Raw genomic sequence first — 11,619 nt, forward strand, 5'->3', positions numbered from 1 at the left:
TCCGGGGATCACGTCAGGTCGGTGACCGGGGCGGCGCCGCAGGGGTTGTCGAGCTGGATCACGCCGAACGTCCAGCCCTTGCGCTTGTAGAGCACCGACGGACGAGACGTCTCCTTGTCGATGAACAGGTAGAAGTCGTGCCCGACCATCTCCATCTCGTAGACGGCGTCGTCGAGCGTCATCGGGTCGGCGTGGTGCAGCTTCTGCCGGATCACCACGGGGGAGTCGCCGATGGTGGTCTCCACGGAGTCGCCGGGCTCGGACAGCGCGGCGGGGGCCGAGATCTGCGGCTCGGGCTCGCTGCCGGACTCGTCGGTGAGGATCTCGTCGAGCGGCCGGACGTCCACAGGTGCGAGCACCTTGTTGTTCCGGTGGTCCTTGCGCCGGTCACGGGCGCGGCGCAGCCGCTCGTTCAGCTTGTCGATGGCGAGGTCCAGCGCGCCGAAGCGGTCGTCCGCCGCGGCCTCCGCGCGGATCACCGGACCCTTGGCGCGCAGCGTGAGCTCCACACGTTCCCGGTTCTCGGACAGCCGGGGGTTGTTCTCGTGCGTGATCTCCACGTCGACCCGACGTACGTAAGGAGAGAGCAGCTCTACCTTCGCGAGCTTCTCCTCGACGTGCTGGCGGAACCGGTCCGCCACCTCCGTGTGCCTGCCGACAACGACAATCTCCATGTGCGTCACTCCGCTCCGGGAATCTGGGCCACGCCGTCCCTTGCCGGCGGCGTGCACCCGTCTCTACTCGATGTGGCACCCCTGCTGCCGGGTGCCGGGCACGAACCACCTCCCCGTCGCGCGAGCCCTGCCGACGTCGCCGGGGCTCGGATCTTGCCGTGGAACGTTCAGGCTAACTCTCTCTCCTGGGTAACGACAGCCCCAACCATCGGTGAACAACCTGAGAGTTCTCTGTCAGACTTTCAGGTTCGGCACAGGCTCCGGATGCGCGCCGGACGCCGGTTCCGGTCGGTTCCCGCGGCGCTCGCCCGGGGCCGGCGTCGCAGCCAGCACAGTTGCTCCGAGCACGTCGTGCCCGCACCGTTCCAGCGTGCGTTCGACGGCGGCGAGGGTGGCCCCGGTCGTCAGGACGTCGTCCACGAGGAGGCACATGGCCCCTCGTCCCAGGGAGCGTGCCCCACGTCTCGTCATGCGGACCCCGCGCGCCAGGTTGCGACCGCGTGCCCGGGCGCCCAGCCCCACCTGGTCCCGTCCCCGTCCCCGGCGCACGAGGGCGGGCACCAGCACCGCGGGCACGCCGCCGTCCCGCAGGCCGCGGGTCACCGCCCGGGCCAGGACGGCGACGGGTTCGCGGCCCCGGGCCCGGCGTGCGGCCCCGGTCGAGGGCACGGGCACGACGGCGACCGGGCCCGCGGGCGGGTCGCCCGGCAGCCCGGAGAGCACGGGCGCGAGCGCCGGCCCGAGGCGTGCGGCGGCCCGCCGCAGGGCGGGTGCGAGGAGCCCGTCCAGGTCGGCCCGCCCCCGGTCCTTCCAGTGCACGACGACGTCGCGCACCGGCCCCGTGTACGCGGTGAGGGCCCAGACGGGTACGGGGGCGACGCCGTCCAGCCGGTCGAGCCGTGGTGCGCCCAGCTCCACCCGGCGGGGCGCACCGGACAGGAGGGCGGCGCAGCGCGCGCACCAGTGCACGTCGGGCTCGCCGCACGGGCAGGCGACGGGCAGCAGCAGACGGGCGAGCTCGCGGACGGGGCGCATCCCACCACCCTGCCCGCCGGCCCCGGGCGGCGCCGTCTGTCCACAGCCGTCGCCGGGGAGTGTCAGTGGTGCCGGGCAGGATGGGGGTGTGGAACCGATCTCGTTGTCACTCGACCAGGCCCGGCGCATCGCCGTCGCCGCGCAGGGACTGCACCGTGCGCGCACCGACGGGCCGCGCACCATGCGGCACGTGCAGGGCGTGATCGACCGGCTCGGCCTGCTCCAGATCGACTCGGTGAACGTCCTCGCGCGGGCGCACCTGCTACCGCTGTTCGCCCGGCTGGGACCGTACGACACCGACCTGCTGGACCGGGCGACGGCGTCGGGCCGGTACAGCCGCCGCACGAGCCGGGCGGCGGCCGCGGACCGTCGCCTCGTCGAGAGCTGGGCGCACGTCGCGGCCTACGTCCCGCCCGGGGTCTGGCCGCTGCTGGCCTTCCGCCGCCGGTGGTTCGCGCAGGAGTACGACTGGGGCGAGCTCGACGGCGTACGGCTGCCCGACGCGCCGCAGGTGGCCGAGGTGCGGGCCCTGGTGGCCGCGGAGGGCCCGGTGTCGGCCTCGCAGATCCACGACCGGTTCGTGTCCGAGGGGCGCTCCGTGCGCCGCAAGCGGGGCTCGTGGTGGGACTGGAGCACGGAGAAGCGCGTGGTCGAGCATCTCTTCTTCACGGGTGAGGTGGTCTCCGCGGGGCGCAACGCCCAGTTCGAGCGGCTCTACGACCTGCCGGAGCGGGTCCTGCCGGCGTCGGCCCTCGGGGAGGTGCCCGAGGCCGAGGCCAAGCGCACCCTGCTGGAGCTCGGCGCGCGGGCCCAGTGGATCGGGACGGCCCGGGCGATCAAGGACTACTACCGGCTGAAGGGGCCCGTCGCGGACCAGGCTCTGGCCGGCCTCGTGGCCGACGGCGTGCTCGTGCCCGCGCGCGTGGCGGGCGGCACCGAGCGGTGGTTCCTGCACCGGGACGCCGCGCGGCCCCGGCGGGCCACGGGCCAGGCGCTCCTGGCGCCGTTCGACCCGCTCGTGTGGGAGCGCGCGCGCCTGGAGCGGTTGTTCGGCATGCGGTACCGGATCGGCATCTACACACCGGCGGCCCAGCGCGTCGACGGGTACTACGTGCTGCCGTTCCTGGAGGACTCGCGGCTCACCGCGCGGGTCGACCTCAAGGCGGACCGCGCGGCCGGTGTGCTGCGGGTGCAGTCGGCGCACGCCGAACCGGAGCTCACCGCCGCCACCCCGGACCGGCTGGCGCACGAGCTGCGCGCGATGGCCCGGTGGCTGGGCCTGGACGGGGTGTCGGTCGAGGCCAAGGGCACTCTTTCACCCGCGCTGCGGGCGGCCGTGACGACTCCCTGAAACACGCGACAACTAAACTCTGGTCATGGGGACCGCTGCGATCTTCCTGGTGGCCACGGTCGCGGCCGGGCTGGGCGCGGTGCTGCTCCGGCTGCCGCCGCTGGTCGGCTTCCTGGTGGCCGGGTTCGCCCTGCACGCGGCGGGCCTTGAGGCCCCGGGGTACCTCGAGACCATCGCGGACCTGGGCGTCACGCTGCTCCTGTTCGGCATCGGGCTCAAGCTCGACGTGAAGACGCTCCTGCGCAAGGACGTCTGGTTCACCACCGTGGCGCACCTGCTGGTCAGTATCGCCATCGCGGTCGGGTTCCTCGGCCTGCTCGGCGTGGTCGGGTTCTCGATGCTCGCGGGTGAGGGCCTGGGGGTCCTCGCGCTGCTCGGGCTGGCCCTGTCGTTCTCCTCGACGGTGTTCGTGGTCAAGGTGCTGGACGGCCGGTCCGACCAGTCCGCGCTCTACGGCCGGATCGCGATCGGTGTGCTGGTCATGCAGGACCTGATCGCCGTCGTCTTCCTGTCGGTGGCCTCCGACCACCCGCCGAGCCCGTGGGCGCTCGCCCTGGTGCTGCTCGTCCCCGGCGCCTGGCTGCTGCGCAGGATCTGGTCGCGCGTGGGCCACGGCGAGCTCCAGGCGCTGTTCGGCGTCGCGGTCGCGCTCGGTCCCGGGTACGCGCTGTTCGACGCGGTCGGGCTCAAGGGCGACCTCGGGGCGCTCGTGCTGGGCATGCTCCTGGCCGGCCACCCGGCGGCCACCGAGCTCTCCCGCAACCTGTTCACCGTCAAGGAGCTGCTGCTGGTCGGCTTCTTCGTCTCGATCGGCTTCTCCGGGCAGCTCACCTGGCAGGCCGGGATGATCGGCCTGCTCCTTCTGCTCATGCTGCCGCTGCAGGCGATCGTGACGGCGGTGCTGCTGCGGCTGATGCGGCTGCGCAAGCGCACGGCGATCCTGGCCGGGCTGGTCCTGGCCAACTACTCCGAGTTCGGCCTGATCGTCGTGGCGGTCGGCTCGGAGTCCGGCCTCCTGCAGGACGAGTGGCTCGTCGTGCTCGCGGTGGCCGTCGCCGCGAGCTTCGTGCTGTCCTCGGCCGTCAACACCCGCGGCAACGAGCTCGCGACGGCGCTCGCCCGGCGTTTCCCCTCCAAGCCCAACGAGTGGTTGCACCGCGAGGAACGGCTCATCGACGTCTCCGGCGCTGAGGCGCTGGTGCTCGGCATGGGCCGGGTGGGGCGCGGTGCGGTGCGCCAGCTCCGGCAGGACTACGGCATGAACGTGGTGGGTGTCGAGCACGACCCGGCGCGCGTGGCCGCGCTGCGCACCGAGGGCTTCACGGTGGTGCAGGCGGACGCGACGGACATCGAGTTCTGGGGCCGGGTCCGCAGCGCGGGTGCCGTGCGGCTCGCGATCCTCGCCATGCCGTTCCACGCGGCCAACCTCATCGCCCTGTCCCAGCTCCGTGCGAGCGGCTTCGAGGGCACGGTGGCCGCGGTCGCCCGGTACGACGACGACGCGGCTGAGCTCGCGCGGCACGGCGCCGACGCGGTGTTCCACCTGTACGGCACCGCCGGGCAGGCGCTGGCCGACGAGGCCGCCGAGGCGGCGCTCGGCTACGTCGCGGCCGAGCGGATGCGCGACGCACAGGCCGAACGCCGGGTGACGGCCACGGAGGCCCCGCGCACCGCGGCGGGCAGCGGGGGCAGGGCACACGGCCCGGACCACGAGCCGGCCACCGAGCAGGTGACCGGCACGACCTGAGCCCGCGCGACCTGAGCCCGCCCGTCGGATCAGGCGTCGTCCGCCGGGCGTCCGCCGGGCCGGGCGTCGTCGTAGACGAGCAGGGCCGGGTCCACCTTGCCGGTGCGCAGGCCCGCCCGGCCCACCATGTGCGCGGCCACGGGCGAGGTGAGCAGCTGGAACACCGCGACCAGCACGAGCATGCTCGCCGACCCGGTGTCCCGCAGCCGGAGCGCGACCCCCGCCAGGAGCAGCAGCAGGCCCAGGACCTGCGGTTTGGCCACGACGTGCAGGCGGGACAGCAGGCTGTCGAACCGCACGACACCCATCCCCGCGGAGAACGAGAAGAAGGCGCCCAGCAGCAGGCAGACGGCGGCCAGGGCATCGGTCACGACGGTCATGGCGTCTTCTCCTGCTGGTCGGGGTGGTCGCGGTCTGTGTGGTCCTTCTTGGGCGGCTCGACGGCGGCGAACCGGGAGATGGCCACGGAGCCGATGAACCCGACCATCGACAGCACCACCAGGATCGGCACGGACTCGGTGCGGCGGGACAGCGCGGCCTCGACCGCGACCGCGCCGACGAGCGCCGTCGTCAGCACGTCGAACGCCACCGTGCGGTCGAGCATCGAGGGTCCGCGCTCCATCCGGACGACGGCGAGCAGCGCCGCGCCGGCGAGCAGGACCGTGGCCACCACGGCGACGGCGATCATCATCGCTCTCCTCCCAGGGCCAGGCGGGCCAGCTCGTCGCCGGGGGCGAAGGCGAGCAGCAGCCGCTCCTCCAGAGCCTGCGTCTCCCGCCGGACGGCGTCCGGCCCGCCCGACCGTTCGAGGTCGAGCACGTGCAGCCGCAGCGTGCCGCGGTTCCGGTCCAGGTCGACCACCACGGTGCCGGGCACCATGGACGAGAGCCCTGCGGTGGTCGCGACGAACAGCTCCGAGGTCGCGCGGAGCGGGACGGTCACGAGCCCGCCACGCGGCGTCGGGCCCGGTGCGACCGCCCGCCAGGCCACCTGGAAGGAGGCGACCACGAGGTCCGCGACGAACCGGCCCGCCAGCCGAGCCAGCGGGCCCGGCCGGACGGTCGCCGACGTACCCACCGGGGGCAGGGGGAGGGCGACGGCCACCAGTGCGCCGAGTACGGCGCCGGACAGCAGGTTCGCCCAGGACAGGTCGCCCCACAGGAGCACCCAGAGCACGGCGCCGACGGCCGACGTGGGCCACGTCCTGCGCAGCCGCCGCGCCCAGCGGCGCCGCGGCCCCTCGGTGCCGGGGGCGGCCTGCGCCGCGACGGCCTCGTCCGTGCCGGTCCTGTTCGTACCGGTCATGTTTGTGCCGGTCATGGTGCGCCCTCCTCGACGTGGTCCCGCACCTCGTTGGACTCGCCCGTGCCCCGGGGCGCGCCGTCGGGGAACACCGACTCGACGTACGTGCGACCGTCCATGGCCATCTCGGCCGCCCGTTCCGCGTAGGCGTAGAGCGGCCCCGCCAGCACGGTGAGGCTCACGCCCACGGTGACCAGGGCAGCGGTCGGGCCGACCATGCCCCAGGGCAGGGGGGTCGCCGCCGGCAGGCTCTCCTTGTCGGGGCACGGCTGCCAGAACGCCTTGTTCCAGGCCCGGATCACCGCGTAGAGGGTCAGCAGGGACGTGACCACCGAACCGATCACCAGGGCCCAGGCGAGCATCGAGCCGTCCACCACGCCCGCCTCCAGGAGCCCGACCTTGCCCAGGAACCCGGACAGCGGCGGGATGCCGGCGAGGTTCATCGCGGGCACGAAGAACAGGATCGCCAGGCCGGGCGCCATCGTGGCCAGCCCACCCAGCCGTTCCAGCGACGTGGTGCCGCTGCGCCGTTCGATCAGCCCCACGACCAGGAACAGCGCGGTCTGCACGGTGATGTGGTGCACCACGTAGAAGATGGCCGCGGCGGTGCTCGCCTGGGTGGCCAGCGCCACGCCGAAGATCATGTAGCCGATATGGCTGACCAGCGTGAACGACAGGAGACGTTTGACGTCGTCCTGTGCCACGGCGCCCAGGATCCCGACGAGCATCGTGGCGAGCGCCAGCACCAGGAGTACCGCCTCCAGCTTCTCGTTCTGCGGGAACAGCACGGTCTGCGTGCGCAGGATGGCGTAGACGCCCACCTTCGTGAGCAGGCCCGCGAAGACGGCGGTGACGGGCGCGGGCGCCGTCGGGTAGGAGTCGGGGAGCCAGGCCGACAGCGGGAAGATGGCCGCCTTGATCCCGAAGGCGAGCAGCAGCAGCGCCTGGATGCCCAGCCGCACCCCCGGGTCGACGTCGGGCAGCCGCTCGGCGAGCTGGGCCATGTTCACGGTCCCGGTCGACGCGTAGACGAGGCCGACCGCGAGCAGGAAGACGATCGAGCTGAGCAGGGCGACGACCACGTAGACGCTGCCCGCGCGGATCCGCTCGCTGGTGCCGCCGAGCGTGAGCAGCACGTAGGACGCGGCCAGCAGGATCTCGAAGCCGACGTAGAGGTTGAACAGGTCGCCGGCCAGGAAGGCGTCCGCCACGCCCGCCGCCAGGATCAGGAACGTCGGGTGGAAGATCGCGACCGGCAGGACGTCGCGGCGCCCCGACTCGTCGGCGTCCGCATCCTGTGCCTCGAGGGTGCGGCGCAGCGCCTCGGCGCCCTTGGCGGCGGGCGCCGTGCGGTCGTTGCCGTCCGCGATGCCCTGCGCCATCGAGTACAGCAGCACGCAGAGCAGCATGATGCTGCTGACCAGCAGCATCAGTGCGGCCAGCGGGTCGGCCACCAGGTTGACGCCCACCGGGGCGGCCCAGCCGCCGAGGTCGTTGACGACAGGGCCGTCCTGGGCCGCGACCACCAGGCCCGCGGCGGCGGCCGCGGCCACCGAGAGGGCCACCACCGAGATGATCCGCTGGGCCCGTTCGTGCCGGTGCAGGGCGAGCGCCAGGCCCGCGGCGAACAGCGGCACCAGCACGGGGAGCGGTACAAGGGTCTGCACGGTCCACAGGTTCACGCGTCGTCACCTCCACGAGGCCGCGGGTCGGTCACCGGGTCGGGCAGGGCGACCTCGTCGCGCGCCGTCACCGCCTCGTCGTCCAGCGTCGCGGCGGGCTCGTCGGCGTCGCTGTCCGCGTAGGACGGTGCGTCCTGGACCGCGAGCCGCGCGATACGGGTGTCCTCCAGGTCGTCCTGGACCTCGTCGTGGCCGTGGAGCTGCCAGGACCGGTACGCCATCGCCAGGACGAAGGCGACCAGGGCGAGGGTGATGACGATCGACGTCAGGATCATCGCCTGTGCCAGGGGGTCGCTCATGGGCTCGGTGGTCACACCGGTGATGGGCGGCGCACCCGCGCGCCCGCCGGCCAGCAGGAGCGCGAGGTTGGCCCCGTTGCCCAGCAGCACGAACCCGAGCAGCACGCGCGTGAGCGACCGCTCCAGCAGCAGGTAGACCCCGGCGGCGACCAGCACGCCGACAGCCACCAGGAGCGTCCCGGAGGGGACGTTGTCGAGCACGATCATGCGTCCTCCTCTCCCGTCCGCGCACGGGACCCGGCTCGGGACCCGGCCCGGGGACCGGACCGGGTGCCCGCGACGGCGAACGGCACGCGCTCGCGGGCGCCGCGCGCCGAGAACGGTTCGGCCTGCCGGTCCAGCTCGGCCCCGAAGGAGCGCAGGATGTCGATGACCAGGCCGACGACCACGAGGAACACTCCGATGTCGAAGAACAGGCTGGTGACCAGGTGCACGTCGCCCAGCACCGGCAGGTGCAGGTCGAGGATCGTGCTCTCGAGCGCGGCCTGCCCGGCGAGCAGCGCGACCAGCCCGACGCCGGCCGACAGGAACAACCCGGTGCCGAGCACGAGGCCGGGGTGCACGGGCGCCGCCTCGCCGAGCTCGTACCTGCCGCCGGCCAGGTAGCGGACCACCAGCGCGAGGCCGGCCACCAGCCCGGCGGCGAACCCGCCGCCAGGAGCGTTGTGCCCGCTGAACAGCAGGAACAGCGCGAACAGGATCATCGGGTAGAACAGCAGGCGGGTGACCACCTCGAACATCACCGACCGTGCGCCGGGGTCCAGGGTCGGCCCCGCGACCAGCCAGGTGCCCGGCCGCGTCTGCCGGGAGCGGGACCGCCCCGTCGGGTCGGCCGGCTCGTCGCCTCCCGGGTCGAGCCGCAGCACGTCGCCGCTGCGCTGGCGCAGGAAGACGAGGGACGCGACGCCGGTGGCCGCCACCAGCAGCACCGAGATCTCGCCCACGGTGTCCCAGGCGCGGATGTCGACGAGCGTCACGTTGACGACGTTGTGCCCGCCGCCGAACGTCTCGGCCTCCCCGGGGAAGTCGACCGAGATCGGCCCGTGCACGCGCACCAGCGGGGCCGCGGCGACGAACGCCATGACCACCAGGCCCGTGAGCACGCCGATCGCGAGCCGGACCCAGCGGCTGGCCGCCAGCGGCCGGTCCGAGAAGTGGGGTGGCAGGCGGCGGAGCACCAGCACCATCACGACGAGCGTCACCGTCTCGCACAGGACCTGGGTGAGGGCCAGGTCGGGTGCGCCGTGCAGCAGGAACAGCGCGGCGTTCCCGTAGCCCGCGACCCCGGCGAGGAAGACCGCCTTGAGCCGGCGCCGGGCCCGGGCCGTCAGCACGGCGGCCACCACGATCACGAGCACGACGGCGACCTGGGCGGGACCGTCCCACGGCACGATCGCGAAGGGGCCCAGCCGGAGCACGTCGGCGCGGTCGGCGGTGAGCGCCGCGCCGGGAAGGGCGTCCGCGCCGCTCGCGCCGACCAGGCCCGTGGCCAGGGCGACCCCGGGACCGACCGCCAGGACCACCAGGATGACGCCGAGGTAGAAGGGCAGGGAGCCGCGCTGGGTGCCCGCGGTGACGTCGCTGGCGAGCCGGTCCAGCTTGCGCATGATGCGCCGGTACACGACGTCGGCGCCGTCGGGGAACCAGAGCGCCGCCTGCAGCCGCTCGACGCGGTCGCGCTGCCAGAACGCGAGGGCGCCCACGGCGAGGACCGCGACGGTGAGCGCCAGGACGGGCGTGAACCCGTCCCAGAGGGTGAGGTGGCCGGGGTCGCCCGAGGGGTAGGTGTCGGCGTGGCGGCCCAGCAGCTCCTGGCCGACCTGGGGCACCAGCGCCACGGCGAGGCCACCGAGGGCGAGGACCAATGGCGGGGCCACCATCCAGAACGGCTGCGGGTGCACGGTCGTCGGTGCGCCGTCGTCGTCCGGGGTGCCGGGTGTGCCGGGTGTGCTCGCTGCGGGCAGCCGCGGCTTGAAGGCGCCCCAGAGGAAGCGGAGCCCGTAGGCGACGGTGAGCGCGGAGCCCACCGCGACCACGACGATCATGACGGTGCTCAGCGGATCGCCGTCGTGCGCCCAGGCCGCCAGCGCGGCCTCCTTGGCGACGTAGCCGGCGAAGGGCGGCAGGCCGATCATCGACGCCGTCGCGAGCGTCGCGGCCAGCGCGGTCACCGGGAGCCGGCGGGCGACGCCGGCGAGCTTGCGCAGGTCACGGGTGCCGGTGGCGGCGTCGACCACGCCGACCACCAGGAACAGGGAGGCCTTGAACAGCGCGTGCGCGCCGAGCAGGGCGAGCCCGGCGAGCGCGGTGGCGCGGGTGCCGTAGCCGAGCAGCATGGTCAGCAGGCCGAGCTGGGAGACGGTGCCGAACGCCAGGACCAGCTTGAGGTCGTGCTGGCGCAGCGCCCGGTACCCGCCCAGCAGGAGCGTGGCGCCGCCCAGCACGAGCACGACCACGCGCCAGGCCGGCAGGTCGGAGAACGCGGGCGCGAAGCGGGCGATCAGGTAGATGCCCGCCTTCACCATCGCAGCGGCGTGCAGGTAGGCGGAGACGGGGGTGGGGGCGGCCATCGCGGCGGGCAGCCAGAAGTGCGTCGGCACGAGCGCGGACTTGGTGGCGGCACCGGCCAGCAGGCAGACCACGGCCACGGTGACGGCGGGGCCCGACGGCGGGTCGGCCACGACGGCGGAGAGGCTCCAGGTGCCCGCGGTCACGCCGAGCACGACCACGCCGACCAGCATGGCCAGGCCCCCGGCGGTGGTGACGACGATGGCCTGCATGGCGGCCCGGCGGGACGAGGTGCGGTCCGCGTAGTGGCCGATCAGCAGGTAGGAGAAGACGGTGGTGAGCTCCCAGAACACGAAGAGGAGGAGCATGTCGTCGGCCACCACGAGGCCCGCCATCGAGCCGGCGAAGGCCACGAGGAACCCGCCGAACCGGCCCAGGCCGCGGGCCTCGCGGGAGAAGTAGGCGCCGCAGTAGAGCATCACCAGTGCGCCGACGCCGCCCACCACCAGGAGCATGACCCACGACAGGAGGTCCAGCCGGAGGTCGATGCCGAGACCGAGCGCGGGGATCCACGGCACGTGCTCGGTGGGGACGTCGCCGTCCAGCACGGCACGGGTCCGGGACAGGGCGTAGAGGGCGGCCGCCGCAGGGCCGAGGGCCAGCACCCAGAAGGCGCGCCGGCCCAGGGCTGCGACGAGTGCGGGGGCGGCGAGAGCCAGGGCCCCGTGGGCAAGCAGTACGAGGAGCACGTCCGTACCGTCCTGTCAGGGTTCGCGGGCGCCGGCCGTCGTGGCCTTGCCGGGGCGGAACCCCGAGGGAGAGCACGGTGCGGCCTGCCCCACGAGCGCGGGCGGGTGGGCGGTGCGACCCACTTTATCTGGTACCGCCGCATGGGGCGGACACCGGTCCGCCGGAACCGCGGGCTTCCCGTGATCGTTACCCCGAGAGCGAACCCCGCCGGTCCGCCTCCGGCTCTGGGCCACGGGCCCAGGTTTACGGCCTACCATGGGCGACGGCGAAA

General features: G+C 73.7%; 10 protein-coding genes. 2 read left to right on the forward strand and 8 right to left on the reverse strand.

Annotated elements, in window-relative coordinates; all coding sequences use genetic code 11:
• Positions 1-8 precede the first annotated feature (8 nt).
• The gene (hpf, locus tag ACIBBF_RS15755; protein WP_397414920.1) at positions 9-674 is read right to left on the reverse strand and encodes a ribosome hibernation-promoting factor, HPF/YfiA family; all 666 of its coding nucleotides are present in this window, start codon (positions 672-674) and stop codon (positions 9-11) included.
• Positions 675-908: 234 nt separating this feature from the next.
• Entirely contained in the window at positions 909-1,709 is an 801-nt protein-coding gene (locus ACIBBF_RS15760; protein WP_397414923.1) for a ComF family protein, read from the reverse strand.
• Between the two features lie 88 nt (positions 1,710-1,797).
• On the opposite strand from ACIBBF_RS15760, the gene ACIBBF_RS15765 reads away from it, so the two are divergent.
• Positions 1,798-3,060 carry a winged helix-turn-helix domain-containing protein gene (locus ACIBBF_RS15765; protein WP_397414925.1) on the forward strand — a complete coding sequence of 421 codons (1,263 nt, stop codon included), beginning with the start codon at positions 1,798-1,800 and terminating at the stop codon, positions 3,058-3,060.
• A 25-nt stretch (positions 3,061-3,085) separates the two neighbouring features.
• A complete protein-coding gene (locus ACIBBF_RS15770) occupies positions 3,086-4,807 on the forward strand; it encodes a cation:proton antiporter (RefSeq protein ID WP_397414927.1) in 1,722 nt (573 codons plus the stop codon).
• Between the two features lie 29 nt (positions 4,808-4,836).
• Here the strand turns inward: ACIBBF_RS15770 and mnhG are convergent, their stop codons facing one another.
• The 6 genes from mnhG to ACIBBF_RS15800 are packed head-to-tail and all read right to left on the reverse strand — an operon-like array spanning position 4,837 to position 11,347.
• Entirely contained in the window at positions 4,837-5,187 is a 351-nt protein-coding gene (mnhG, locus tag ACIBBF_RS15775) for a monovalent cation/H(+) antiporter subunit G (protein ID WP_397414929.1), read from the reverse strand.
• Complete coding sequence (locus tag ACIBBF_RS15780) at positions 5,184-5,498, reverse strand: monovalent cation/H+ antiporter complex subunit F (protein ID WP_397414932.1); 315 nt, start codon at positions 5,496-5,498, stop codon at positions 5,184-5,186. Before ACIBBF_RS15780 ends, mnhG begins: the two co-directional genes overlap by 4 nt.
• Positions 5,495-6,127 carry a Na+/H+ antiporter subunit E gene (locus ACIBBF_RS15785; protein ID WP_397414934.1) on the reverse strand — a complete coding sequence of 211 codons (633 nt, stop codon included), beginning with the start codon at positions 6,125-6,127 and terminating at the stop codon, positions 5,495-5,497. The genes ACIBBF_RS15780 and ACIBBF_RS15785 overlap by 4 nt, the downstream gene beginning before the upstream one ends.
• Positions 6,124-7,791: a Na+/H+ antiporter subunit D gene (locus ACIBBF_RS15790; protein WP_397414936.1), complete on the reverse strand. Its 1,668-nt coding sequence runs from the start codon at positions 7,789-7,791 to the stop codon at positions 6,124-6,126. The genes ACIBBF_RS15785 and ACIBBF_RS15790 overlap by 4 nt, the downstream gene beginning before the upstream one ends.
• Entirely contained in the window at positions 7,788-8,297 is a 510-nt protein-coding gene (locus ACIBBF_RS15795; RefSeq protein ID WP_397414939.1) for a Na(+)/H(+) antiporter subunit C, read from the reverse strand. Before ACIBBF_RS15795 ends, ACIBBF_RS15790 begins: the two co-directional genes overlap by 4 nt.
• Positions 8,294-11,347 (reverse strand): Na+/H+ antiporter subunit A, encoded by a 3,054-nt coding sequence (locus ACIBBF_RS15800; protein WP_397414941.1) that lies wholly within the window; start codon positions 11,345-11,347, stop codon positions 8,294-8,296. Before ACIBBF_RS15800 ends, ACIBBF_RS15795 begins: the two co-directional genes overlap by 4 nt.
• Positions 11,348-11,619: the final 272 nt, after the last annotated feature.

Origin of the sequence: Promicromonospora sp. NPDC050880, from assembly GCF_044456525.1 — a bacterium.
Classification (GTDB): domain Bacteria; phylum Actinomycetota; class Actinomycetes; order Actinomycetales; family Cellulomonadaceae; genus Promicromonospora.

Excerpts from the sequence above, each read along its gene's own strand:
- hpf (WP_397414920.1), bottom strand. The coding sequence starts at position 674 with ATGGAGATTGTCGTTGTCGGCAGGCACACGGAGGTGGCGGACCGGTTC.
- ACIBBF_RS15760 (WP_397414923.1), bottom strand. The coding sequence starts at position 1,709 with ATGCGCCCCGTCCGCGAGCTCGCCCGTCTGCTGCTGCCCGTCGCCTGC.
- ACIBBF_RS15770 (WP_397414927.1), top strand. The coding sequence starts at position 3,086 with ATGGGGACCGCTGCGATCTTCCTGGTGGCCACGGTCGCGGCCGGGCTG.
- mnhG (WP_397414929.1), bottom strand. The coding sequence starts at position 5,187 with ATGACCGTCGTGACCGATGCCCTGGCCGCCGTCTGCCTGCTGCTGGGC.
- ACIBBF_RS15780 (WP_397414932.1), bottom strand. The coding sequence starts at position 5,498 with ATGATGATCGCCGTCGCCGTGGTGGCCACGGTCCTGCTCGCCGGCGCG.
- ACIBBF_RS15785 (WP_397414934.1), bottom strand. The coding sequence starts at position 6,127 with ATGACCGGCACAAACATGACCGGTACGAACAGGACCGGCACGGACGAG.
- ACIBBF_RS15795 (WP_397414939.1), bottom strand. The coding sequence starts at position 8,297 with ATGATCGTGCTCGACAACGTCCCCTCCGGGACGCTCCTGGTGGCTGTC.